The 23,519-nt window shown below is 71.4% G+C and carries 23 protein-coding genes; 7 read left to right on the forward strand and 16 right to left on the reverse strand.

Features of this window, described 5'->3' with window-relative positions; genetic code table 11:
• Positions 1-4 precede the first annotated feature (4 nt).
• The 3 genes from JOM49_RS35610 to JOM49_RS35620 all read right to left on the reverse strand — a co-directional run bounded on the left by JOM49_RS35610 (position 5) and on the right by JOM49_RS35620 (position 3,703).
• Complete coding sequence (locus JOM49_RS35610; RefSeq protein ID WP_209668528.1) at positions 5-1,165, reverse strand: CaiB/BaiF CoA transferase family protein; 1,161 nt, start codon at positions 1,163-1,165, stop codon at positions 5-7.
• Between the two features lie 131 nt (positions 1,166-1,296).
• Positions 1,297-2,205 carry a LysR family transcriptional regulator gene (locus JOM49_RS35615; protein ID WP_209668529.1) on the reverse strand — a complete coding sequence of 303 codons (909 nt, stop codon included), beginning with the start codon at positions 2,203-2,205 and terminating at the stop codon, positions 1,297-1,299.
• 37 nt (positions 2,206-2,242) lie between these two features.
• Positions 2,243-3,703, reverse strand: coding sequence for an alpha/beta hydrolase (locus JOM49_RS35620; protein ID WP_209668530.1), 1,461 nt, complete (start codon positions 3,701-3,703; stop codon positions 2,243-2,245).
• A gap of 233 nt (positions 3,704-3,936) precedes the next feature.
• On the opposite strand from JOM49_RS35620, the gene JOM49_RS35625 reads away from it, so the two are divergent.
• From JOM49_RS35625 to JOM49_RS35635, 3 genes are all read left to right on the forward strand, one after another.
• Entirely contained in the window at positions 3,937-5,118 is a 1,182-nt protein-coding gene (locus JOM49_RS35625; protein ID WP_209668531.1) for a sensor histidine kinase, read from the forward strand.
• Positions 5,119-5,784, forward strand: a complete 666-nt coding sequence (locus JOM49_RS35630) for a response regulator transcription factor (RefSeq protein WP_209668532.1) — start codon at positions 5,119-5,121, stop codon at positions 5,782-5,784. It abuts the gene before it with no gap.
• 76 nt (positions 5,785-5,860) lie between these two features.
• Positions 5,861-6,493, forward strand: coding sequence for a LysE family translocator (locus tag JOM49_RS35635; RefSeq protein WP_209668533.1), 633 nt, complete (start codon positions 5,861-5,863; stop codon positions 6,491-6,493).
• Positions 6,494-6,563: 70 nt separating this feature from the next.
• Here JOM49_RS35635 and JOM49_RS35640 read toward each other — a convergent pair whose 3' ends face one another.
• A complete protein-coding gene (locus JOM49_RS35640) occupies positions 6,564-7,247 on the reverse strand; it encodes a hypothetical protein (RefSeq protein ID WP_209668534.1) in 684 nt (227 codons plus the stop codon).
• 586 nt (positions 7,248-7,833) lie between these two features.
• Here JOM49_RS35640 and JOM49_RS35645 point away from each other — a divergent pair.
• Both JOM49_RS35645 and JOM49_RS35650 read left to right on the forward strand, forming a co-directional pair.
• The gene (locus JOM49_RS35645) at positions 7,834-9,093 is read left to right on the forward strand and encodes an MFS transporter (protein WP_209668535.1); all 1,260 of its coding nucleotides are present in this window, start codon (positions 7,834-7,836) and stop codon (positions 9,091-9,093) included.
• A complete protein-coding gene (locus JOM49_RS35650; protein WP_209668536.1) occupies positions 9,068-9,823 on the forward strand; it encodes a helix-turn-helix domain-containing protein in 756 nt (251 codons plus the stop codon). The genes JOM49_RS35645 and JOM49_RS35650 overlap by 26 nt, the downstream gene beginning before the upstream one ends.
• A 22-nt stretch (positions 9,824-9,845) precedes the next feature.
• On the opposite strand, the gene JOM49_RS35655 is transcribed toward JOM49_RS35650, so the two are convergent.
• Positions 9,846-10,766: an NmrA/HSCARG family protein gene (locus JOM49_RS35655; RefSeq protein ID WP_209668537.1), complete on the reverse strand. Its 921-nt coding sequence runs from the start codon at positions 10,764-10,766 to the stop codon at positions 9,846-9,848.
• A gap of 100 nt (positions 10,767-10,866) precedes the next feature.
• Between JOM49_RS35655 and JOM49_RS35660 the strand changes: the two genes are divergently transcribed.
• On the forward strand, positions 10,867-11,430 hold the full coding sequence (locus JOM49_RS35660; RefSeq protein WP_209668538.1) for a TetR/AcrR family transcriptional regulator: 564 nt from the start codon (positions 10,867-10,869) through the stop codon (positions 11,428-11,430).
• Between the two features lie 9 nt (positions 11,431-11,439).
• On the opposite strand, the gene JOM49_RS35665 is transcribed toward JOM49_RS35660, so the two are convergent.
• From JOM49_RS35665 to JOM49_RS35710, 10 genes are all read right to left on the reverse strand, one after another.
• Complete coding sequence (locus tag JOM49_RS35665) at positions 11,440-12,609, reverse strand: SpoIIE family protein phosphatase (protein ID WP_282772495.1); 1,170 nt, start codon at positions 12,607-12,609, stop codon at positions 11,440-11,442.
• 61 nt (positions 12,610-12,670) lie between these two features.
• Positions 12,671-13,573 (reverse strand): GNAT family N-acetyltransferase, encoded by a 903-nt coding sequence (locus JOM49_RS35670; RefSeq protein WP_209668540.1) that lies wholly within the window; start codon positions 13,571-13,573, stop codon positions 12,671-12,673.
• A 132-nt stretch (positions 13,574-13,705) separates the two neighbouring features.
• Positions 13,706-14,890: a N(5)-(carboxyethyl)ornithine synthase gene (locus tag JOM49_RS44255; protein WP_209668541.1), complete on the reverse strand. Its 1,185-nt coding sequence runs from the start codon at positions 14,888-14,890 to the stop codon at positions 13,706-13,708.
• A gap of 42 nt (positions 14,891-14,932) precedes the next feature.
• Complete coding sequence (locus tag JOM49_RS35680) at positions 14,933-15,448, reverse strand: DUF5994 family protein (protein WP_209668542.1); 516 nt, start codon at positions 15,446-15,448, stop codon at positions 14,933-14,935.
• A 151-nt stretch (positions 15,449-15,599) separates the two neighbouring features.
• Positions 15,600-16,358 (reverse strand): response regulator transcription factor, encoded by a 759-nt coding sequence (locus JOM49_RS44260; RefSeq protein WP_209668543.1) that lies wholly within the window; start codon positions 16,356-16,358, stop codon positions 15,600-15,602.
• Positions 16,359-16,504: 146 nt separating this feature from the next.
• The gene (locus tag JOM49_RS35690; protein WP_209668544.1) at positions 16,505-17,548 is read right to left on the reverse strand and encodes a fatty acid desaturase family protein; all 1,044 of its coding nucleotides are present in this window, start codon (positions 17,546-17,548) and stop codon (positions 16,505-16,507) included.
• 115 nt (positions 17,549-17,663) lie between these two features.
• The gene (locus JOM49_RS35695; RefSeq protein WP_282772492.1) at positions 17,664-18,449 is read right to left on the reverse strand and encodes an ANTAR domain-containing protein; all 786 of its coding nucleotides are present in this window, start codon (positions 18,447-18,449) and stop codon (positions 17,664-17,666) included.
• Positions 18,450-18,454: 5 nt separating this feature from the next.
• Positions 18,455-19,156, reverse strand: coding sequence for a GAF and ANTAR domain-containing protein (locus JOM49_RS35700; RefSeq protein ID WP_209668545.1), 702 nt, complete (start codon positions 19,154-19,156; stop codon positions 18,455-18,457).
• Positions 19,157-19,280: 124 nt separating this feature from the next.
• Complete coding sequence (locus tag JOM49_RS35705; protein WP_209668546.1) at positions 19,281-19,676, reverse strand: hypothetical protein; 396 nt, start codon at positions 19,674-19,676, stop codon at positions 19,281-19,283.
• Between the two features lie 103 nt (positions 19,677-19,779).
• Positions 19,780-20,685 (reverse strand): LysR family transcriptional regulator, encoded by a 906-nt coding sequence (locus JOM49_RS35710; RefSeq protein ID WP_209668547.1) that lies wholly within the window; start codon positions 20,683-20,685, stop codon positions 19,780-19,782.
• A gap of 84 nt (positions 20,686-20,769) precedes the next feature.
• Here JOM49_RS35710 and JOM49_RS35715 point away from each other — a divergent pair, with 84 nt between their 5' ends.
• A complete protein-coding gene (locus JOM49_RS35715; protein WP_209668548.1) occupies positions 20,770-22,059 on the forward strand; it encodes an aspartate aminotransferase family protein in 1,290 nt (429 codons plus the stop codon).
• On the opposite strand, the gene JOM49_RS35720 is transcribed toward JOM49_RS35715, so the two are convergent.
• The gene (locus JOM49_RS35720) at positions 22,046-23,518 is read right to left on the reverse strand and encodes a class I adenylate-forming enzyme family protein (RefSeq protein WP_209668549.1); all 1,473 of its coding nucleotides are present in this window, start codon (positions 23,516-23,518) and stop codon (positions 22,046-22,048) included. The genes JOM49_RS35715 and JOM49_RS35720 overlap by 14 nt on opposite strands.
• Position 23,519: the final 1 nt, after the last annotated feature.

The raw sequence follows: 23,519 nt of genomic DNA on the forward strand, positions 1-23,519 counted from the left end.
CTCCTTACCGGGTGGCCAGCTCGGCGAGGACCTCGTCGGTGTCCTGGCCCGCGACCGGGGCCAGGCGGCGGATCGAGCCGGGGGTGGCGGAGAACTTCACCGGGATGCCGACCGTGCGGATCGGTCCCTCGGTCGGGTGCTCGACGGTGTCGAGCAGGTGGCCCTCGCGGACGTAGTCGTCGTCCTCGGCGTGGTCCAGTTCCAGCACCGGGGCCATCGGGATGCTGTGCTTGGCGCAGACCTCGGTCCACTCGGCGGTGGTCAGCGCCGGGGCGCATTCGTCGATCAACTCGGCCAGCGCCTCGTGGTCGGCGCCGTCGATGGCTTCCCCGTTGACGCGCGGGTCCTCGGCGAGGTCGGGGCGTCCGGCGGCGGCGAAGAAGTCGCGGAAGTTCCGCGGGTTGTACGGGATGACGCAGGCGAGCCCGTCGCGCGTGCGCACCGCCCGGTGGCCCTTGTTCATCGACAGCGGGAAGCCGGTCGGGCCCTGGGCGGGCTCGAACACGTGCCCCGACAGGTGCTCCACCAGGTTGAACGCGATCAGCGTGTCGGTCATCGGGATCTCGATCCGCTGCCCCTGCTGAGTCCGGTTCCGGTGCACCAGCGCGGCCAGGACGCCGTAGACGATGGTGAGCGAGGAGACCTTGTCGCCGAGGATGGTCGGCAGGTAGACCGGGGTGCCGAGCGCGCGATTGGCGATGTCGACCAGGCCGGAGGCGGCCTGCACGGTCTCGTCGTAGGCGGCGTTGCCCGCCCGGTCGGAGTCGCCGCGGAAGCCTTGGGCGTGGGCGTAGACCAGGCCGGGGTTGGTTTCGGCGAGGTCCTCGTAGGTCATGCCCAGCCGCTTGAGCGCGCCGGGGCGCATGTTGGTGATCAGCACGTCCGCGGTGCCGATCAGCTCCAGCGCCCGCGCCCGCTCGCCGGCGTCCTTGAGGTTGAGGGCCACGCTGCGCTTGTTGCGGTTGACGTTGAGGTTCAGCGGGGTCATGCCCGGCGTGGTCCGGTACTGGCCCACGCGCACGGTGTCGGCGGGCGATTCGATCTTGATCACGTCGGCGCCCAGGTCACCGAGGATCTGGGCGGCGTAGGGGCCCATCACCACGGTGGAGAGGTCGATCACGCGCACCCCGGCCAGCGGACCGGCGGAGTCGGTTGTGTGCACCATCACTTGGTCCTTTCGCGCCTTTTGCTTTGTTTTCCCTACCTGCAAAGCTAGACGCGGCGGACCGGAATGGGAATGATCAGTTCACGAAGAATGGTATGACCACAGCGGTCATACCATTGTTTTCCGTTTTGTCACCGAGTGAGCGGTTCGGCGAAGACCTCACGGGCCGCGGCGACGAGTTCGTCCAGGTCACCGCCGTGCGCGCGGTCGTGCTGCCAGACCAGGCCGGTGTCCAGACGGGGCCGGAAATCGGTGAACGGCAGCACGGTCACGTTGTCCAGCCGATAACCGCTCATCGGACTTTCCGGGTCCAGCATGGAAACCGAGAACGCCATTCCGGTGGAAATGATTTCGGACGCGCCGCCGTAGCCGGTGTCGGCCAGTTTGATGCGTTTGCGGATTCCCCGCTCGAAGAGTTCACGGTCGAGCTGGTCGAAATAGGCCGGGGTGATCTCGGCCGGGGTGGCGACGTAGGAGAGCTCGGTCAGCTCGGCCAGGGAGACGGCGTCCCGCCCGGCGAACTGGTCCGCCGGTACCACCGCGCCGAGCCGTTCCGTCATGACGGTCAGCTGGTCCAGCGCCGGATCGCCGACGGGCAACCGGGCCAGCGCGAGCGCCAGTTTGCCCTCGCGCACGGCGCTGACCAGCGCCGGGGTGGTCCCGGGCCATCGTTTGAGTTCGAACCGCTCGCGGACCCGCTCGGCGAGGGTGTTGACCCGCGCCCGCAGCTCGGGGTGCACCCCGGCGGGCATGCCGAGGAACACCGTGGCGCGCCGGGCCCCGGTCGCCTCGCGCAGCCGCCACGGGATGGCGTTGACCTGGTCCAGCACGTCCCGCGCGATCGGCAGCAACGCGGTCCCGGCCGGGGTGAGCGTGACGTGGTGCGTGCTGCGGTCGAACAGCCGCTGCCCGAGTTCGTGCTCGAGGTCCTTGATCCGCTGGCTCAGCGGGGACGCCGCCATGTGCAGGCGCCGCGCCGCCGCCGAGAAGTTCAACTCCTCGGCGACGGCGACGAAATAACGCAGGTGCAGCATCTCCACCCAAGTGACTTTAGGCGTTTAGGTCCACTCGCGACCGCTACCCGCCGGTGCCCACCGCGCAGGTGAGGTCCTGTGACGGGCGCTGCCCGGTGGTCAGGAACACCGTCGCCGCGTCGTTGGCGCACTTGTTGCCGCCGTACGGGTAGACGCCGTGCCCGCCCTGGTCGGTGGTCACCATCCTGGCCCGCTCGCCGAACGCCCGCCGCAGCTTCTCCGCGCCCGCCAGCGGCGTGCCCGGGTCGCGTTCGTTCTGCACCATGAGCACGTTCGCCGGGCCGCGGTCACCGATGCGCACCGGCGGCTCGGGCCGCTCGTCCGGCCAGAACGCGCACGGGCCGATGTTGCCCGTGCTGCCGCCCAGCATCGGGTACCGCAGCCGGTCCACCGCGGCACTGCGCTGGTAGTCCCGGATCTCGTCCGGCCAGCGTGAATCACCGCAGATCACCAGGAACCGGGCCGCCATGGCGTTCTGCACGTCCGCCACCGGCGGCTCGATCGGCGGCGGCTGCTGCCCCTTGTCGAGCGCTTGCCAGATATCGGCCAGCACGTGCATCAGGGCGTCGCTGTAGAGGCGGTCGAAGGTGAGCCCGCGGAACGCCGTCCCGTCGATGCCGTGGACCGGCTTCGCCTCCAGCCGCTTCGCCAGGTCGAAGAACTTCGCGGTCACCTGTTCGGGTGTGGTGCCCAGGCCGTATTCCGGGTGCGCGGCCGCGAACGCCGCGAAGTCCGGGAACCGGTCCTCCATGCCGCGGGCGAACAACCGCATGGCCGTGACGTCGTACCCGCCCGGGCCGAGGTTGCTGTCGAGCAGGATCCGGTCGCTGCGCTGCGGGAACAGCGTCGTGTACACCGCGCCGAGGTAGGTGCCGTAGGAAGCGCCGAAGTACGAGAGCTTCGACTCCCCCAGCGCCTCCCTTATCCGGTCCAGGTCACGCGCGGTGTTCGCGGTGGTGGTGTGCGGCAGCATCCACGCCGTCGGGGAGGTGGCGCACTGCTCGGCGATGGCCCGCGCGTTCTCCGCCTCCTTCGTGACATCGGCCGCGGTGTGCGCGTACGCCGGGAAGTTGCCGCGGTTCTGCTGCTCCGGCGTCAGCTCGCAAGTCACCGGCGCGCTGCGGCCGACACCCCGCGGGTCGAAGCCGATCACGTCGTAGGAGTCCAGTACTTCCTGCGGCAGCATGCCCGCACTGGCCAGCACCGCCGGGTAGCCGAGTCCTGAAACGCCGGGACCACCCGGATTGGTCAGCAACACGCCGCGGCGCTGCGCGGGCTTCTCGCTCGCCACCCGGGAAATCGCGATCTCGATCTGACGGCCGCCGGGGTCGCGGTAGTCCAACGGGACTTCCAGCGTCGCGCATTCGAGACGCGGCGCGGATTCGTTCTCCGAGCACGGGCCCCACTGCACGGTGTCCGGCGCCGCCGCCACCGACGAGCCCGGGATCACGGTCGCCGCCACCGCGCCGGCGGCGAGGACGAAGGACAAGGCTTTCTTCTTCACGGCTGCCCCCTCGACCCGCTCGCCACACAGTCACTTCCGCTCATCGCATTCCTCCGTCTCGCCCGGTTGTTCCGGTACGGGAGGGAGTCTGTCCATTCCGGCCCCACCGGCACATCGCCCCGGCGACCCGACTCGTCTTCGACCGGGGTCGGGGTCGGTATGCGACTCCGGTCGTGGGCACGACGGTCCTCGGGGCTGCTGCACCGGCCGCCCGGCTTCGCGATACTGGCCGGGTGAACACGGACGTCGCGCCACGAGCCGGCGGGTGGCAGCAGACCTGGCGGTTGCTGGCGGCCGCGGCGCTGGGCATCCCCTTCTGGCTCTCCACCGGGACGTTGCTGCCGCGGGGGTGCGCGGCCGACACGTGTTCCTGGTTCGTCACCGGTGATCCGCTGCTCGCGCTCGCCTGCCTGGTGGTGCTCCTGTGGCGGCGGCGGTTCCCGGTCGCCGTCGCCCTGGTGGTCGTGGTCGCCTCGACCGCGTCGACCCTGGCCACCGGCGCCGCGCTGCTGGCCCTGTGCTCAATCGCCGCTCGCCGCCGCCCGGTGGAGATCGGGGTCGTCGTGCTGGCCTACGTGGCCGGTTCGCAGTTCGCCGCCGAGCTCTACCCGATCGAAGCCCTGCCCGGGCCGCTGTGGTTGCGACTCGCGATCCCGGCGATGAGCGCGGGCATCGCGGTGGCCATCGGCCTGGCCATCGAAGCGCGGCGGGTGGAAGTCCGGTCCTTGCGGGCCAGGGCGGAAAGCGCGGAACGGGAACAGAGCGCACGGGCGGCACAGGCGCGGGCACTGGAACGCAACCGGATCGCCCGCGAGATGCACGACGTGCTCGCGCACCGGATCTCCCTGGTCGCCATGCAGGCCGGTGTGCTGGACCACCGAAGCGACCTCACCGCGGAGGAGAACCGCGTGCTGGTCCGCGGCATCGCCGATGGTTCGCACCAAGCGCTGGAAGAACTGCGTGGCGTGCTCGGTGTGCTCCGGGCCGATCCGGGCCTTCCGGAGCCACCACAGCCCTCACTCGACCGGATCCCCGAACTGGTGGCCGACTCCCGCGCCTCCGGAATGGACGTCACCTTCACCAGCACCGTCACGGGTGATCCCGCCGACGCCGCCGGGCGGACCTGCTACCGGATCGTCCAAGAAGGACTGACCAACGCCGCGAAGCACGCCCCCGGCGCACCGGTGGACATCGTCCTCAGTGGACGGTCCGGGGACGGGCTGCGCGTCCGCGTCCACAACTCCGCGGCCACCACCACGATCGCCCGGCCACCGGCCTCCGGGTTCGGCCTGCTCGGCCTCACCGAACGCGTCACCCTCGCCGGCGGGAAGCTCGAACACCACCCGGAACCCGGGCACGGTTACGTCCTCAGCGCGGAACTACCCTGGCCGGACCACCACGACAGGAGCGGATGAGTGGACAGCGAGCGGAAACCGGTGCGGGTGGTCATCGTCGACGACGACCAGCTGGTGCGGATGGCACTGCGGCTCGTCCTCGAGGGTGAACCGGACCTGACCGTGGTCGCGGAGGCGGCCGACGGCGACTCCGCGCTCGCCGTGGTGGCCGAGCAGCGGCCGGACGTGGTGCTGATGGACGTGCGGATGCCCGGCCGCGACGGGCTCAGCGCGACCAGGGAGCTGCTCACCCGGACTTCGCCGCCGCGGGTGCTCATGCTGACCACCTTCGACTCCGACGACCTGGTGCTCGGCGCCCTGCGGGCCGGAGCGCTCGGGTTCGTCCTCAAGGACACCCCGCCGGCGAAGATCGTCGAGGCGGTGCGGACCGTCGCCGAGGGGAACCCCGCGCTGTCCCCGGTGGCCACGGCACGGGTGATCGCCGCGGCCACCTCCGGTACGCGCGGCTCGTCCCGCGAAGCCGCGCGGGAACGACTGTCCACCTTGACCGAACGGGAACTCGACACCGCACGGGCCATCGCGGAGGGGCTGGGCAATCCGGAGATCGCCGAGCGGCTGCACATCAGCGTCGCGACCGTCAAGGCGCACACCGGCAACCTGTTCGCCAAGCTGGCGGTGGAGAACCGGGTGCAGATCGCCCTCGTGGTCCGCGACGCCGAAGGCTGACCCGCGGGATTGAACCGCGGCCGGATCGGGAAGCCGGTCCGCAGCGAGTGCCGGAAGGACGCGGGGAGGACGCCGGATGACCCTGGGAACGCTGATCGCCTTCGTGGGCGTGGTGATGCTGGCCTACGTGGTGCCGGGCCCGGACTGGATGGTCATCCTCCGCTACTCCGCGCGCAGCCGCCGCTACGGTTTCCTCGCCGCCGCGGGTGTGCAGTGCGGGCTCTGCGTACACATGGCCGCGGCCGCGCTCGGGGTGTCGACCGCGCTGCTGCACAGTCCGGTGGCCTTCACCGTGCTCAAGCTCGCCGGTGCCGCCTACCTGGTCTTCCTGGGGCTCCAGGCGCTGTGGCAGTCGTGGCGCAAGCGCCGGGGTGACGCGCCCGCCGCGGACGAAACGACCATCGTCGAAGCCGGGCCCGGCCGGGTGTTCCGGCAGGCCTTCGTCTCCAATGTCCTGAACCCCAAGGCGGCGCTGTTCTTCGTCAGCGTGCTGCCGCAGTTCCTCGATCCCGCGGGCTCCGCCGCCGCGCAGGTACTGGTGCTCGGGTTCCTGGACATCGGCCTCGGTGTGCTGTGGTGGCTGGCTTTCGTGCTGCTCACCGCGCGGTTGTCCGGGCTGATGCGGCGATCGGGACCGCGGAAGGTGCTCGACCGCGTGACCGGCACCGCGCTCGTCGGCCTCGGCGTCACCTTGGCCGCCACCAACTGAGGGTGGTGGAGTCGATGCCGCACCGCCCGCCCAGCCTTCGACCACCAGGCAGCTGTCCCACCCACCCCGCTCACCTGACGAGCGGCGCGGACCGGCTCATCCCGAGCGTACTTCGCAGGAGAGACGGGCGGGTGATCCAGATCCGGTACAGCGCGTACGCGGCCGGAAGCACGGGCAACGCCACGGTGAGCATGCCGGGGAAGTAGTAGGTGCCCGCCACGTCCACGAAATGGTTCGGCATGTCGGCCACCCGGGTTCCGCCGACGGCCGTGGTGACCGGCTCCGCCACGTCCGGCGCGATCGCCGGTCGCACCAGCGGGAAGACGAACAGCGCGAGTTCGGCGACCCGGGTGGCCAGGAACAACGTCGCCACGAAGCCGGCGACGGGTACCTGCCGATGGAGGCCGAACGCGACCAGGCTGAGTGCCGCGACCAGGCAGAGGATGATGACCACGAAGGCCTGATCGGTCCAGGCGAACCCGAACAGCCTGCCGACGGCGGGACCGTAGCGGCCGAGGTACTCCTCGATCGCGTGCACGGTGAACCCAGCAGCGGTGAGCAGGAAGACCGGCAGGATCACGGCCGGTTCGAGAGGGTGCCGCAGGCCGGTGGTGTACCAGAGCAGGTAGGCCAGCAGGCCCGGGATGCCGACGATGAACAGCGGCAGGACACCGAAGTCGAGGCTCAGGTACGTGACTCCGGCGATCAGCACCACGGCGACCACGATCGCCTGGACTCGCTCGCGCGCGGTCACCTCGTGCCGTCCTCGTACCACGCCTGCCCGAGGACCCGGGTGCTTTCCACAGTCATGACAATCCCTTCCGACGCAGTCCGCAGCGGACGAACAAGCCGATGACCGCGCAACGCGGCTCCCCGTTCGCCCGGATCCCGGCCGCGTGCGAACGCGGAGACCTCCACGGCCGCGGCGCAGCCGTGGAAAACGACCCTCTAATTCATCATGCGATGAGCTTATGCTTGAGACGATACACAGGTGAGGTTCACATAGGAAGCAGTGCCATGAGCTGTCGTGGACGCGGATCTGGTGAACGCCGCACTGACCGCCGCGAGCGGCGAGGCGACGCTCGCGGCCCAGCAGGCCCGGCCCACGACACCATCACCACCGCGAACGTCACCGCCGCCTTCGACCACCCCATCGAAGTCCACCACGACCACGGCCGCTGGTCGGCCCGCTCCCTCCTCGCCACCACCGCCCCCCTGACCCACCGGCGGCGGTTTCGAACCTTGAAGTGGCGGCACAGTCGCCCTGCGCCCCGGTCCGGTCACCGCGGCGGAGATCGCGGCTTGACCTTGACCCTGGGGCGGGGTGTTTCGGTCACCGCATGTCGCGCTCTCGTCTGGTTCTTCCCCTCTACGCTTCCGCCGAGGCCTTCTCCTTCGTCGGTAACTCGGCCATCCAGCTGGCGCTTCCCTGGCTGGTGCTCCTCCGCACCGGTGACCCGGCCGCCGCGGCGGGGGTGGCGGCGGCTACCGGGGTGGCCCAGATCCTGGCGACGGTCGCCGTCGGGCCGCTGATCGATCGGTTCGGGGCGCGGCGGATGGCGGTCCTCGCCGATGTCTGCAGTGCGGCGTCCGTGGCGGCGCTCGCGCTTCTCGACACCTTCGGCGGGCTTTCCCTTCTCGCGCTGGTGCTGCTCGCGGCGGCCGGTGGGCTGTTCGACATTCCCGGCATGACTGCCCGCCAGACCCTCATGCCCCGCGTCGCGGAGCGTTCGGGCTTCTCGCTCGACACCGTGGCGGGGCTGCGCCAGGGCATCTTCGGGGTGTCGTTCCTCGCCGGGCCGGCGGGCGCCGGGGTTCTACTAGCGGTGCTAGCTCCGGGAACCGTACTTTGGCTTACTGCGGCCTGTTCGGGGCTAGCGGCGCTAGCGACGGTGGCCGTTCGCGTCCCTCCCGTGGGTAGCGACGGTGCCGAGCCGGGGTTCCGCGGGGCCTGGCGGACCGTGCGGCGGCACCCGGTCATCGTCAAGCTGTTCGTGGTGGCCACCATGGGCTCGCTCGTCTCCACTCCCCTGCTCTCCGTGCTGCTCCCGGCGCACTTCGCCGCGCTGGGCCGCCCCGACTTCCTCGGCTTCACGATGTCCTCCTTCGCGGTGGGCGTCATCGCGGGCTCGGCGCTCTACGCCCTGCTCGTCCGCTCCTCCCGCCGCCTGGCGTGGGTCGTCTCGATCGCGGCGTCGACCACCGGGCTGGTGCTCATCGCGACGCTCGACGGGTTCTGGGTGGTCGCGGCCGGGGCGATCGTCGTCGGCCTCGGCAGCGGGGTCGTCAGCCCGCTGTTCGGCGTGGTCATCAGCGAACGGGTCCCCGGCACGCAACTCGGCCGGGTGATGGGCTTTTCGAACGCCCTGTCGCTCGCGGCCGGCCCGATCGGCCTCGGCGCGACCGGCCTCGTCGTCGGCGCGGGCAGCCTCGCCGCGCTCGCGTGGGGGATCGCCGGTGCCTGGGTGCTCATGGCGGCGTTCGCGCTGTCCGGCCGCGGGCTGCGCGCCCTGGAGTCGCCCTCCACCGGGACGGAGGACGAGGATGGAGTCGGGAAAGCGAAGGAGCACGCCATTGCTGACGATCAGCCAACTCGCTGAGCACGCCGGTTGCACCGTCAAGGCCGTGCGCGTCTACCACGCCCGCGGTCTCCTGCCCGAACCCGGCCGCGACGCGTCCGGCTACCGGCGCTACGGCGCCCAGGACGTCATCGACCTCAGTCGCATCGTGACGCTCTCGAAGGCCGGTGTGCCACTCGCCGACATCCCCGCGATGCTCGCCGCGGGGGACGAAGAGCACCGCGAAGCCGTCGAACGCATCGACGCCGATCTCGCCGCCCGCATCGACGAACTCCGCCACCGCCGCGCCCAGCTCACCCTGCTGCGCACCCCCGACCGCCTGTGCCTGCCCGAAATCGCGACCGGCCTGCTCGACCGGCTCCGCGAACTCGGCTTCTCCGAGCGCTACGTGAACATCGAGCGCGACACCTGGATCCTCGCCACCGCCGTCATGCCCGCGATCATCGACGAGTACCTCCCGACCAAACTCGCCCTGCTCGACGACGAGGAGTACGTCCGAGTCCTGCGCATCTACGACGAAGCGCTCGACTGGGCTCCCGACGACCCCCGCATCGACGAACTCGCGCGGGCGACGCTCATCGAAGGCATGCGGGTCACGATGCCGGGCGACACCGCCGCGATCCGCGAACTGCCGCCCGAGGTCGTGGACATCGTCACCGCCTACCAGAGCGACGCCCCCGCCTGGCAGGCACTCGACGAGCGCACCCGGCGGCTGGCCGACGAGTACCGGAGCGGGCGCACCACAGGATGACCCGTCCAGGAAGCCCGGACGGTCAGGACGCAAGCAGGTGTTCCCGCGCCCAGGCTTCGAATCCGGTGAGCGAGAGGCCGAGTTCCCGCGCGAACTCGGGCCGGGCGGGTTGACCGGCCACGTTCAGCCATTCATGCGAGGCACCCATTCCCGGCATCCCGGCGGCGAAAGCCTCCTCCTCGGTCATTTCCGGCGCGGACAATGGCGTGCCCAAAACCCGCGAAAGCACGTCGGCGATTTCCGCCATCGACAGGTAGTCGCTCGCCAATTCAAGTTCGACGCCGTCGAAGCGTTCCGGCGTGGTGATGGCCGCCGCGGCTGCCTTGCCGATGTCTTCCACGGCCACGAGGGACAGGTGAGTCGCGGGCTTGACCACGCTCACCAAGCCGCCGTCGATCCCACGCGGGAACAGGAACGCCATGGAGGGCAGGAAGTTCTCCATGAAGAAGGCCGGCTTGAGCAGCGTCCAGTGCGGGAAACCGGCCTCGCGGAGCCGGTCCTGGATCGCGCTCTTGGCGCCCAGGGTGGGTTCCATCGCCGCCCAGCGGCCTTCGGCCCAGCCGGGGGCCTCGGTGTGCTGCCCGGCGCCGCTGACCGAGGTGTGCACGAACTGCGGCACCCCCGCGGCCTTGGCGCCGTCGATCAGGTTGACGCCCTGGACCACCTCACCGGCGAAGTCGAAGCCCTTCTCGGTCAGCCCGGCCATCTGCACGGAGAAGACCGCGCGGGCACCCCGGGCCGCCCGGACCACCGAATCGCGGTCGTGCAGATCGCCGGTGACCAGTTCGGCGCCGAGCGCCTCGACGGCCTTCGCCCGGCCGGTGGTCGTGTCGCGGACCAAGGCCCGCACCGGGATGCCCGCCGCGAGCAGGGCGCGGGCGGTGGCACCGCCCTGCCTGCCGGTGGCGCCGGTGACCAGGACGGGTGCGGAAGCTGGGGACATGGGGTGCTCCTCGGGATCGACTAAACGGCGGGGCCCGCCGTTTAGCCCACGCTACGATATGGCGGGGCCCGCCACTTAGCCGGGGCCCGGGGAGGAACCCATGCCCGATCGCCAGCGCGCCGACGCGCGGCGCAACTACGCGCGCATCCTCGGCGTGGCCGAAGCGGAGGTTGCCGCTCACGGCGCCGCGGCCTCCCTGGAGCAGATCGCCCGCACCGCGGGGGTCGGCTCGGCGACCGTGCGGCGGCACTTCCCCACCCGCCGGGCGTTGCTGGAAGCGGTGTCGCACAAGCGGATCGAGGCGCTGAGCGACCGCGCCCGGCAGCTGACCGGCCAGGGCGGCAGCCGGGCGGCGCTGCTGGAGTGGCTGGACGAGGTCGTCGCCTACTGCGTCGACGCCCGTGGCCTCGCCGCCGCGCTGGCCTACGACGGCGCCGAACCCGGCCCGGTGCACGAGAACAGCTGCTCGGCGGCGCTGGAGGAGGCAGCGGGCCCGCTGCTGAGCCGCGCTGTCCAGGACGGCGCCGTGGCGGCGGGCGTCACCGTCGCCGACCTGATCACGCTGGCCGTCGGTGTCGTACTGGCCACCGAACTCCACCCCGAGCCCGGCACGCGGGCGCACCGGCTGTTCCGGCTGGCCGTCTCGGGGCTGAGCCCGGGATGAACCCGCTCGTCAGCGGGGAATGCTCAGCGCGAGCAACGCGGTGTCGTCATCGACACCGGCGCCGAAGCCGGTCAGCAGCTCGGTGAGCACGTCGATCGTCTCCGGCGCGGTGGCCGGGGCGCGGTCGGCGAGGTGGCGCAGCAGCTGCTCTTCGCTGTAGCGGGTGCGATCGCCGGAGGGCCGCGCTTCGGTGATGCCGTCGGTGTAGAGCAACAGGGTGTCGCCGGGGGTGAGGTGCACGGTGAGCCGGGTGAACCGGGCCTCGGACAGCGCGCCGACGACCATGCCGCCGGGCAGCTCGACGAACTCCGTGGTGCCGTCCGCGTGGATCAGCACCGCCGGTGGGTGCCCGCCCGCGGCCAGGGTGATCGCGCAGCCGCCGGGGCCGGGCACCAGCGAGCCGTAGATGACCGTGCAGAACCGCGGGTCGGAGCCGTTGTACTCCTGGTAGAGCACGGTGTTGAGGTTGTCGAGCACGCCGACCGGATCGGGGTCGTAGACCGCGGCGGCCCGCAGGGTGTAGCGCGCCAGCGAGGTCACCGTGGCCGCGACGGCGCCCTTGCCGGTGACGTCGCCGAGGAAGAAACCCCAGGTCTCGCCGGTGAGCGGGAACAGGTCGTAGAAGTCGCCGCCGACCTCGTCGATCGAGGCGGGGTGGTAGTACGCCGCGACCTCCATGCCGGGCACCTTCGGCAGGACCGGCGGCAGCAGGGTGCGCTGCAGGGTGGCGGCGAGCTTGCGGGCCCGGTCGCGCTCCCCGTCGGCCTGCCGCCGGGCGTGGAGCAGCTCCTCCTCGTAGGCGCGGCGGTCGCGGGCGTCGAAGATCGCCGTGCGGATCAGCCGCGGCGAGCCGTCGTCGTGGGTCTTCACCACCGAGGTCACCAGCACCGGCAGCCGCTTGCCGCCCGCACCGCGCAGTTCCAGCGCGAGTCCACCGGCTTCGCCGTGCATCGCCAGCAGCGGCGCGATGTGGGTCTCGTGGTAGATCCGCCCGCCGACGGTCAGCAGGTCGGAGAACCGCCGCTGCCCGACCACCTCGTCGCGCTCCAGGCCCAGCCAGCCGAGCAGGGTGGTGTTGATCTTCGTGATGGTGCCGTCCGGCAGCGTCGACAGGTAGCCGCAAGGTGCGTTCTCGAAGAGGTCCTCGATGCTGTCCTCCGGGTGGCCGGGCGTCTCCACCAGAGACATCCTGCCAGGCCGCGGGCGGTGCTGCCGCCCGCCCGCGGCCTGGGCGCGAAGGTCAGACCAGGTCGATCCGCTGTTTCTCGATCGGGTAGTGGGCTCGCGCGAAGGCGGCGGCCATCGGCGTGTTGGTGACGTCGGTGCCGGCCACGATCCGGTCGGCGCCTCCGGCCGCGAGCAGGTGGGTGGCTTCGGCGAGCAACTCGTAGGCGTACCCGTGGCCGCGGTGTTCCGGCAGGACGCCGAGGTAGCCGATCACCGGGTCGTTGTAGTGGTGGCAGGGCGCGGCGAGACCGACGAGTTCGCCGCCTGGGGTGTACGCCAGGCGCCACCACTCGCGTGGGCTGGGCATCCAGCGCAGGTAGTCCAGCTGTTCCTGGGCGGCGGCTTCGAGGCCGGATTCGGCGATGGTGCGGCGGACGTGGGCGTCCAGGCTGCCCTGGTGCACCCGGCGGAAGACGTCCAGGATCACGGCGTCGTCCGGCTCGGCGCGGAATTCGAGACGGCCGGGGCGATCGGGCAGGCCGCACTCCGGGGTCCAGCGGTAGCGGTACCGCTCGACCAGCGGGGTGAGACCGGCCGCGACGGCGGCTTCGATCCGGGCGCTCGCCGCCGCCGTGACGGCCGGGTCGTCGCGCCAGCCCACCGGGAGCAGGAGCGAGTACTCGGCGTGCAGCGGGGCCGTGCGCAACAACTCCACGGCCGCCTCGGCGTCGGTGAAGTCGAACCAGTCCAGCGCGAGCGGCTTCTCGTCGTCAGGACCGGCGAACCACGCGGCCCTGGCCACGACGGTGTCGCCGCGCAGGGCCACCCAAGTCCATTCCGGACGGTAGTCGCCCTTCGCGGCCAGGGCGGTGTAGCTCTGGCCGAAGGCGGCGAACCCGACCAGGCCGGGATCGGGCAGTGCTTCGAAAAGTGGTTCCTCGCCGGGGTTCAGCGAGCGGATGACCAGTTCGGTCATGCGGGATTCCTTCCAGGAGGCGGGTGAGCGCTCCCTGGTCAGATCCGCGACGCCCTCCGGGCGGGATGGGAGCGTGTGATCGTCGTGACCATGGTCCCACCTCCTTCGGCCGGTCGAGGGCGTGCGCCGACCCTAGTGCGCCGGTGCCGTCTCCGGCAACCGTGCGTGCGGGAACTCCGCCGAGCGGTGCTGGAAGGCGAGGATGTCGGCGTTCTGGATGGTGCCGTCGCGGATTTCGATGGCCCGCCGGATGGTGTCACCGTCGGCGTCCCACGCCCGCGGGCCGCCGAGCACCGTGCCGAGGTACGGGATGAGCGCTTCGCTGATCTCCCACGTCGCCGAATTCCACAGCCGGGACGGGCTGTGGTCGACCCCGTAGTAGGTGACGTTGTCGCCGACCACGAAGGTGGGTTCGGCGAAGGTGGTGGGCCGCGCCCAGCTGAATCCCATGGCCTCGTCGCAGGAGACGTCGACGATCAGGCTGCCCGGCTTGAAGGCCGCGAGGTCTTCCTCGAGCAGGAAGGTCAGCGGGGCGTTGGTGTCCTGCAGCACGCAGTTGACCACGACGTCGAACCCGGCGAGGAACCCGGCGAGGGGGACGCGCCCCTCCGTGGTCATCGCGTGGCTGCGGCGCGGGTTCGCCTGGTTGTGGTCGAAGTGGACCATCCGCGCGGAGTGGATCGGCGAGCCGACCGCGGTGACCCCGCGGTTGGTCAGCACGTGCACCTCGTGCACGCCGTGGGCGTTGAGCGCGGTCACCGCACCGCGCGCGGTGGCGCCGAAGCCGATCACCGCGGCGGTGAGCCGCCTGCCGTAGTCCCCGGTCGAGCCGATGCTCTCCAGTCCGTGCAGCACCGAGCAGTAGCCGGCCAGTTCGTTGTTCTTGTGGAACACGTGCAGCGCGAAGGAACCGTCGGGGTTCCAGTGGTTCATCGCCTCGAAAGCGATCAGCGTCAGCCCGCGGTCGATGGCGACCTGCGTGAGCCCGGTGTCCTGCACGCAGTGCGGCCAGCCCCAGAGCACCTGTCCCGGCCGCATCCCGGTGAGGTCCGCCGCAGCGGGTTTGGGCAGCAGGAGCACATCGCACCCGGCGACGAGTTCGGCGCCGGTGCGCAGACCGGCCACGGCGAAGCCGAGTTCGGCGTCGCTGACGCCGAACCGTTCACCGTAGCCGTGCTCGAGGTAGATCCGGGCGCGCAGATCGGCGTCGATGCGCTCGAAGTGCCGTGGGTGGATCGGCAGCCGGTGCTCGTTTTCCTTGCGGGAACGGGCGAAAATCCCGAGAGTGGACTGCGGCTGTGACTTCGCTGGCGGCACTGACGGCACTGAGGCCCTTTCTGGTTGCGGGCGCTGGAAGAACTAGTTCCCGGGCTCGGTGTGGCCGCCGGGTCGCGGGCGTGGCAGGTCGCCATCGATCTCCGCGGGTTCGCCGCCGGGTGCGGCGAGCAGGCTGGCGATGCTGTCGTTGTTGCCCCGGTGCGCGGCGGTCATCAGCACGTCGTGGGCGAACTCCGCCTCGGTGTCCGGCGGCACGACCAGCAGGGTCACGCGCTCGCCACTGGACCCGATGGCGGTGACGGTGTCCGCGGGCTGGGTGCGGAACCCTTCGGCCCGCACCACTTCGTCCCCGACGCGGACCTTCCGCGGCGTGCCGGGCCAGGTTTCGAGGTGGTAGGTGAACCGCTCGACCCCGTGCAGCCGGACCCCCAGGACCGTGAGCAGTGCGGGCAGTTCCCGGACGAGGTCACGGGATTCCGGCCACCACGCGCCGTCGACGTACCCGGTGGCGGGTGCCTTCGGCTTGAGCCGCAGGCGGGTGGCGGGGTGGAGACCGTCGGTGGCGGTGTGGGCGGTGAGGTGTGGGCCCGACGTCATGCCGGTACTCCCGTCTCCGGCCGCGAACGACCGGATGAGCGTCCGAGGACGGCGCGGGTTCGAACACCTGCGCACGAAGTGCTCTCGGACAAGGTCAAGTGTACACGAAGAGTCACGAAATCCGGCCGGACGGTCAGGTCGGCGTCCACGATCAGCGGTATGGCGTGGAGTTGTTGAGCGCGGCGTGTTCTCCCGAGCCGTTCCGCCACGGCTTCGCGTGGCGCAGGCTGTTCGAGAGGGCATGCCCGGCCGGGGCCACCCGCGGTGTCATGCCCGCGGCCCGCGCGACGGCCGCGGCTTCGAGCCTGCTGTGCACCTGCAGTTTGCCGAAGATGTTGTGCGTGTGGGTGCGCACGGTGTTGACCGACAGGAACAGTTCCCTGGCGATCTGGCTGCCCGGCTTGCCGTCCACGATGCCGCGCAGGACGTCGTGCTCCCGCAGGGAAAGGACGTCCAGCGGGGTGCTGGTGACGCGGGCGCGGTCGATCTCGGTGCGCAGTGCTTCGAGGACGAACCCGATCTGCTCGGGCCGGAAGTACGCCATGCCTTCGCGGACACCGCGCACGATGGCGATGAGGTCATCGGTGGAGCAGTCCTGCTTGGCCACCCAGGCGGCGACGCCCCAGCGGGCGGCGACCGCGATCCGGGCCGGGTCCTGGTCGTCGGTCAGCACGACCACGCGGGCCTCGGGCGCGGCGGCGACCAGGCGGCTGAGGAAGGCCGGGATGGTGGACGCCACCGGCGCGAGGTCGACCACGACCACCTTCGGCCGGGCGGCTTCCACCGTGGCGAACAGGTCGGGCGCGGTGGGCGGCGCACAGCCCACCAGCACCAGGGTTCGCGCGGCGGCCAGCCTGGCCGCCAGCGCCTCGGCCAGCATCCCCTGCTGGTCGATCAGGAAGACCCGCACCGGTGGCACGAAAGGCCCGTGTGCTCCGGTAGAACCCATGACTGCCCGCCGCTCATCCCGAGGTGGCGCGACCGCCGGGGTCTGGGGCGGGAAACTTCGCCCGGTAACCATACGGTCGCGCTGCGGCGCCGGGCAACGGCACCGCCTCAGCGCGCGAGCGCTTCACCGGATCGTCGCAGCGGCTCGCCCACCTCGTGCAGGTGCGCCAGGACGTAGCGGTAGGACCGCAGCAGCCCGCACTGGGCGTAGTCGATGCCGTGGGTGGCGCAGAACTCCCGGACCAGCGGCTGGGCGCGGCGCAGGTTGATCCGCGGCATGGTCGGGAACAGGTGGTGCTCGATCTGGTAATTCAGCCCGCCGAGCAGGAAGTCCACCCAGCGCCCACCGCGGACGTTGCGGCTGGTCAATACCTGCTTGCGCAGGAAGTCCAGCTGCGTCCCGTCGGTGTAGGTGGGCATGCCCTTGTGCCCCGGCGCGAACGAGCAGCCCATGTACACGCCCCACAGCCCCTGGTGGACCGCGATGAACGCGACGGCGAGCCCCGGGGACAGCACGGTGAACACCGCCGTGCCGTAGATCGCGAAGTGCGCCAGCAGCAGGGCCGCTTCCGTGCGGCGGTGGGAAATCTTCCCCTCCCACACCGCCTGGACGCTGGTCCAGTGCAGGCTCAGGCCTTCCAGCAGCAGGAGCGGGAAGAACAGCCCGGCCTGGTGGCCCGCGGTCCAGCGCAGCAGTCCCCGCCTGCCGCCGGTCTGCCCGCGGGTGAAGGCGAGCAGCGGGATGTCGAGGTCGGGGTCGTCGTCCTCGTGGTTCGGGCTGGCGTGGTGGCGGGTGTGCTTGCCCATCCACCACCCGTAGCTGATGCCGACCAGCCCGCCGAGTGCCCGGCCGAGCCGGTCGTTGCCGTGGCGGCCGCGGAAGATCTGCTTGTGGCCCGCGTCGTGGCCGAGGAAGGCCAGCTGGGCGAAGAGCACGGCGAAGCCGAACGCGGTGAGCAGTTGCCACCACGAGTCGCCGAGCGCGGCGAACACCACGCACAGCCCGGCGAAGGCCAGCAGGGTGAGGCCGATCTTGACGGTGTAGTACCGGGGGTGGCGGTCCAGCAGACCGGCCAGCCTGATCCGGCGGGAGAGCCCGGTGTAGTCACCCGTGTCCGGGGTGTTCGCCACCGATTCGGAGAGCGCAGGCATGCTCGTCCTTCTTTCCGGGAGGGTTCCTGCGTCGCCGAGGTCTGGGGCAACAGAGTTCCACTGATGGGGTTCCCGAACGGGTGAACGCGAAACCCCGGGTTCGCCGCCGAGGTGCTCAGCCCGCCGGGTGGGCGAGGATGGCGTCGGCGTCGGCCGCGCCCTCGATGACCTCCCGTGCGAGGTCGGACAGACGGAGGCGGTTTTCGCGGGCGTAACCACGCAGGGCGGTGAAGGCGTCCTCCGGGGAAAGCTTGCCGCTGCGCGCGGCCAGCATACCCTTGGCCTGCTCGATCACCACCCGCGTGTTGAGCGCGGTCTGCAACTGCTCGGTGAGGACCTCGGCGTGCCCGACGCTGCGCTGCTGGAGGATGCCGATCGTGGCCACGTCGGCCAGTGCCTGGCCGAGCTGGCTCGACACCACCCGCACCCCGTCCGGCTCGGCGTTGAGCAGCGACAGCGCGCCGATCACGTTCTGGCGCAGGCGCATCGGCAACGCGTGCACGGCACGGAAACCGCAGAGTTCGGCGGCCGCGGCGTACCGCGACCACCGGCCGCTTTCGGCGGCCAGGTCGGTGCTGGACACCGCCTGCCCGCTGCGCACGCACTCCACGCACGGGCCGCCGTCGGTGTCGGCGGCGAACAGTTCCAGCAACTCCGCCTTCTCCGAGGACGCCGCCGCCATCCGGATGCCACCTCGCTGGTCGGTCAGCAGCACCCCGGCCGCGTCCACCTCCAGCAGGTCCACGCAGTGGTCCACCAGCAGGTGCAGGAACTCGGACAGGTCGAACTCGTCGACCAGGGTGTCCGCCAGGCTGACGAACGCCCGCGCCACGCGCTCCTCCCGCAGGCCCGCCGCCTGCCGGTGCGCCTGGCCGGGTGTCTCTGTTGGCTCTGTACCCACCGCGGTCACTCCCCGTTGTCCAGCCGCAAACGGCGTTCGATGATGTCTTTCGCGACCTCGGCCAGTGGCAACCGGCGGGCGAACGCGTGCCCGCGGATGCGCAGCAGCGCCTCGGCCAGGCCCACCCGGAGGTCCACCGCCACCATGCCCGTGGCCTGGTGCACTTCGGCCTGGATGTCGGCCAGCGCGGGCAGCGTCATCGGCCCCAGCCCGTGCGAGTCGTGGAAGATCGCGTCGGTGGCCACGTCCGCCAGCAGGAAGGCGTCCGCCAGCTGCACGGTGGTCAGTGAGCCCGCCGCGGCCCGGTGCAGTTCGAGCACCCCGAGGCGCACCCCGCCGAACTGGAGCGGGAACGAGAACACCGCGAAGACCCCGGCGGCGAGCGCTTCCTGCACGAAGCCCGGCCACCGGCCACCCCCGTCCGCGTTCAGGTCCGGTACCAGCACCGGGCGCGCCAGCGCGTAGGCGTCCAGGCAGGGCCCGGCCCCGGTCGTGGTGACCAGGTCGTCCAGGAGGGCGCCCAGCGCGTCGGTGGTGTGGATCGTGGCGCCGCCGCCGTCGACCGTGGTCGGCCCGAGCACGCGGATCCGCGCGCCGGTGACCGCGAGTTCCGTGACGCACAGGTCGCAGATCGCGCCGAGGACCTCGGCGGCGTCGTGCGACCCGCCGAGCCGAGCCCGCAGGTGTTCGCGCCGCTGTGCGCCCACCACCCCGCCCTTCGTCGACCCTCTTCCGGCAACTCTAGTGGGGCCGGTCCGCGCGGGCCAGACCGCGCGGCACCGCCGCCCACCGTCCACAATGGACAACGGGCGGCGGCGACCGGCCGTCAGCTCACCGGCAGCGTGAACTGCCGTCGGGCGTGGCCACCAGTCCGTACGGCGCGATCTTCGCCGCGGTGAACCTGACGCACTTCCCCTGCGATTTCGCCACCTTCGCGGTGACGACCACGATGGCGAAACCCGCGGCGCACGCCCCGTTGCCCGGCGTCGGGATCGCCGAGCACAACCCGGCCGCGGCCAGCCCGTCGTCGGCGATCGTGTTCGTGTCCTTCTTGCTGAAGACGTAGCTGCAGGTGATGATTCCGCAGTCGAAGTCACCCGCCACCGAGACCGGCGTCCCCGGTGCCGTGCCCGGCGCCGTGCCCGGTGCCGCTGTCGCCGTGCCACCGGCGAAACCGGAGCCCACGACCCCCGCGAGCACCAGACCGGCCACCATTGTTTTCCTCATCGATTTCCTCCCCGGGTGTTGCGGCGGAATTTCCGCACCACGAACGTTGGCACCGGGCGCTAAGAGAACACTAACCGCGACGGTTCCAGTCCACTGAGGACGGTCAGGTCTTCAGTGCCGGGATCTCCGGGTGGTCCAGCAGCGCTTCGACGACCGCGTCGACCGCCGCGCGCGGCGCGGTTCCCCGGCGCACCACGATCGCCACGTTGCGGTGCACCGGCGTGGTGAGTTCGCGGGTGACGACCGCGTGGTGCGGGGCGACGGCCAGCGCGGGCAGCAGCGCCACCGAACGCCCGGCTTCGACGTGCTCGATCAGCAGCAGGTAGTTGCCGAAGCGGCACGCCACCTTCGGCTCGAACCCCGATTCGCGGCACAGCCGCAGGGTCAGGCCCGCCATGTACGACCCGGCCCGGTCGCACGCCCAGGCCTCCCCCGCGCACTCGGCCAGGTCCACCACCTCGCGGCGGGTGAGCGGGTGGTCCGGGGGCAGGAGCAGCACCACCTGATCCGTGCCGAGCGGGGTGATCTCGAGGTCGCCGCCCCAGGGAAACTCCACGTAGTCGGTGGTCGTGACGATCACGTCCACTTCGCCGGCCCGCAGCGCGGAACCGCTCTCGTGTGGTTCGGATTCGACGAGTTCGACGTGCAGTTGCGGGTGCGAGTCCGCCAGCCGGGACACGGCTGGCACGGCGAGGGGGTGGATCGCGCTCTGGAACACCCCGAGCCGGACGGTGCCGATCGGCTCGTCGTTCAGCGCCCGCAGTTCGGCTTCGGTTTCGGTCATCCGGTCCAGGATTTCCCGGCCCCGCCGCGCCAAAAGCACGCCGGTGCGCGTCAACCGCACTCGCCGTCCCGAACGCTCCAGCAACCGGGTGCGTGTCTCGGTCTCGAGCACCGCGAGTTGCTGCGAGACCGTCGACGGGCTCAGGTGCAGCGACTGGGCCACCGCGCGCACGGTGCCGAGGTTGTCGAGCAGGACGAGCAGGCGCAGGCGCCACGGGTTCAGCACCCCGCCATTGTGCGGTTCTGCCGAACAGCAGGGCCATGATCCTGTGCTGGACGTACCGCGGCCTTCGTTCGTAGCGTCGGGGTCATGCCCCACGAAACCCCAGCCCCCGAACGTCATCTGGTCCGCTACTCCGGCCGCGGGAGCTTCAGCCCCTGGATCATCGACCGCGCCAAGGGCACCTCGGTGTTCACCGAAGACGGACGTGAACTGCTCGACTTCACCTCGGGGCAGATGAGCGCGATCCTCGGCCACGCGCACCCCGAGATCGTCGCCACGGTCCGCGAGCAGGTCGAGAAGCTCGATCACCTCTACAGCGGGATGCTGAGCCGCCCGGTGCTCGACCTCGCCCGGCGGCTCGCGGAATCACTGCCGGCGCCACTGGACAAGGCCATGCTGCTGACCACCGGCGCCGAGGCGAACGAAGCCGCGCTGCGGCTGGCGAAACTGGTCACCGGCAAGCACGAGGTCGTCTCGTTCGCCCGGTCCTGGCACGGCATGACCCTGGCCGCCGCGAACGCCACCTACAGCGCCGGCCGTCACGGCTACGGGCCCGCCGCGCCCGGCAACTTCGCCCTGCCGGTGCCCGACCGGTACCGGCCCGGCCTCGTCGACGCCGACGGCGACCTGGACTGGCGGCGCCAGCTCGACCTCGGTTTCGACCTGATCGACGCCCAGTCGGTCGGGAGCCTCGCCGCCTGCCTGGTCGAGCCGATCCTCAGCTCCGGCGGCGTGGTCGACCTGCCGCCGGGTTACCTGGCCGCGCTGAAGGACAAGTGCCGCGAGCGCGGCATGCTGCTGATCCTCGACGAGGCCCAGACCGGGCTGTGCCGCACCGGTGACTGGTACGCCTTCGAACGCGACGGCGTGGTCCCGGACATCCTCACCCTGTCCAAGACCCTCGGCGCCGGGCTGCCGCTGGCCGCGGTGCTGACCAGCACGGAGATCGAGCGGGAAGCCCACGAACGCGGGTTCCTGTTCTTCACCACCCACGTCAACGACCCGCTCCCGGCGGCCGTCGGCAACACCGTGCTGGACGTGCTCACCCGCGACCGCCTCGACCTGCGTGCCCGCGAACTCGGCAAGCGGCTGCGCGGCGGGCTGGACGAACTGGCGCGGCGGCACCCGGTGATCGGTGACGTCCGCGGCCGCGGCCTGCTGGTGGGCCTGGAACTGAGCAGCGAGGGCGACACCGACGAACTCGGCGCCGCGGTCACCCGGCGCTGCGCCGAACTCGGCCTGCACATGAACATCGTGCAGTTGCCCGGATTGGGCGGCACGTTCCGCATCGCGCCGCCGCTGACCGCCACCGAGGCCGAGATCGACCGGGGCCTGTCGATCCTCGACTCGGCGCTGGAGTCGGTCACCGCTGGGTGAGCAGGGCGCGTTTGTCGGGTTTGCCGCTGGGCAGTGTCGGGACCCCGTCGACCACGGTGATGGTCGACGGGACCGCCGCTTCGCCCAGTTCGCGGGCCACCCTGGCCCGCAGCCCGTCGAGGTCCGGCTCGCCGTCCACCACCACGAAAGCGTGGGCGGCCTCGCCGGTGCGTTCGTCCGGTGCACCGGCCACATAGGCCTCCCGCACGCCGGGGTGCCCGGTCAGCGCCCGTTCGATCGCCCCGGCGTAGTGCACGATCGCGTTCACGATGATCACGTCGCGCGCCCGGCCGGTCAGGTGCAGGTACCCGCGCTCGTCCAGGTGGCCCAGGTCGCGGGTGCGCACCCAGCCGTCGCGGATCAGGTCGGCGGTCTCCTCCTCGTTCCGCCAGTACCCGGCGAGCACGTAGGCGGTGCGCACCCAGATCTCGCCGGTCGTCCCCGTGGGCACGGCGTTCCCGTCGGCGTCGCGGACCTCCAGGTCCACTTCGGTCCGCGGGCGGCCGACCGAGCGCAGGGCCGGTGGCCACGCGGCGACGTCGTCGGCGGTCAGCGAGGTGAGGAAGCCGACCTCGGTGAGCCCGTAACCCTGCCGCACGACCGGCCCGAAGCGGTCGAACGCCTCGGCCATCCGGTGCGGGGCCAGCGGTGATCCCGCGACCAGCAGCACGCGCAGCGCGCTCAGGTCCACTTCGGTGGTGGGCAGCACGTCGAGCAGCTGGTGCAGGCGCGGAACGGTCAGCAGGCTCGCGGTGATCCGCAGCCGTTCGAGCACCGCCGGGAAGTCCGGCGGTCCTTCCGGGATCACCGCGGTGCCCCCGGACAGCAGGCACAGCCCGAGGTGCTCCTGCATCACCGCGCTGGTCAGCGTGCCGAAGAGCAGGAACCGGCCGTACCCGGCGGCCAGTTCCGCGGTGTCCGCGCTCCACTTCGCCGGTTGCCACGACCAGTGCTCGGTCATCGCCGCGTAGGTCAGCGCGACGCCCTTGGGCGCGCCGGTGCTGCCGCTGGTGAAGGTCACCGAGGCGATGTCGTCCGCGCGGCCGCGTGCGACCGGGGTTTCCGCAGTGGACAGCAGTCCGGGCCCGATCCTCAGCACCCGCACCCCGTCCGCCGCGGCGAGCAGCTCCGGGCCGGGGTCGTCGGCCACCAGCGCGGCCACGTCCCGCCCGACCACGTGCGGCAGCTGCGCCTCGGTCAGTCCCGGCCGGACACCGACCACCCGGCAGCCGAGCGCGGCGGCGGCGAGCTGCGCGGCGAAGCCCTCCGGGGTGACCGCGGTCGCGATGGCGACCCCGTCGCCCCGGCCCAGCCCGGCCGCGGCCAGCCCGCCGGTGAAGCGCGCGACCAGGTCCAGCACTTCGAGGCGCGACACCACCCGGGTGCCGTGTTCGAAAGCCGGGGAATCCGGATCGGCGGCGAGCGAGTCGAGCATTGCCTGCGGGTAAAGATCCGTCATG

The organism is Amycolatopsis magusensis, assembly GCF_017875555.1.
GTDB lineage: Bacteria > Actinomycetota > Actinomycetes > Mycobacteriales > Pseudonocardiaceae > Amycolatopsis > Amycolatopsis magusensis.

Coding starts and splice junctions, on each gene's coding strand:
- JOM49_RS35690 (WP_209668544.1), bottom strand. CDS start 17,548: ATGCCTGCGCTCTCCGAATCGGTGGCGAACACCCCGGACACGGGTGAC.
- JOM49_RS35705 (WP_209668546.1), bottom strand. CDS start 19,676: ATGAGGAAAACAATGGTGGCCGGTCTGGTGCTCGCGGGGGTCGTGGGC.
- JOM49_RS35680 (WP_209668542.1), bottom strand. CDS start 15,448: ATGACGTCGGGCCCACACCTCACCGCCCACACCGCCACCGACGGTCTC.
- JOM49_RS35670 (WP_209668540.1), bottom strand. CDS start 13,573: ATGACCGAACTGGTCATCCGCTCGCTGAACCCCGGCGAGGAACCACTT.
- JOM49_RS35660 (WP_209668538.1), top strand. CDS start 10,867: ATGCCCGATCGCCAGCGCGCCGACGCGCGGCGCAACTACGCGCGCATC.
- JOM49_RS35720 (WP_209668549.1), bottom strand. CDS start 23,518: ATGACGGATCTTTACCCGCAGGCAATGCTCGACTCGCTCGCCGCCGAT.
- JOM49_RS35610 (WP_209668528.1), bottom strand. CDS start 1,165: ATGGTGCACACAACCGACTCCGCCGGTCCGCTGGCCGGGGTGCGCGTG.
- JOM49_RS35715 (WP_209668548.1), top strand. CDS start 20,770: ATGCCCCACGAAACCCCAGCCCCCGAACGTCATCTGGTCCGCTACTCC.
- JOM49_RS35655 (WP_209668537.1), bottom strand. CDS start 10,766: ATGTCCCCAGCTTCCGCACCCGTCCTGGTCACCGGCGCCACCGGCAGG.
- JOM49_RS35635 (WP_209668533.1), top strand. CDS start 5,861: ATGACCCTGGGAACGCTGATCGCCTTCGTGGGCGTGGTGATGCTGGCC.
- JOM49_RS35645 (WP_209668535.1), top strand. CDS start 7,834: ATGTCGCGCTCTCGTCTGGTTCTTCCCCTCTACGCTTCCGCCGAGGCC.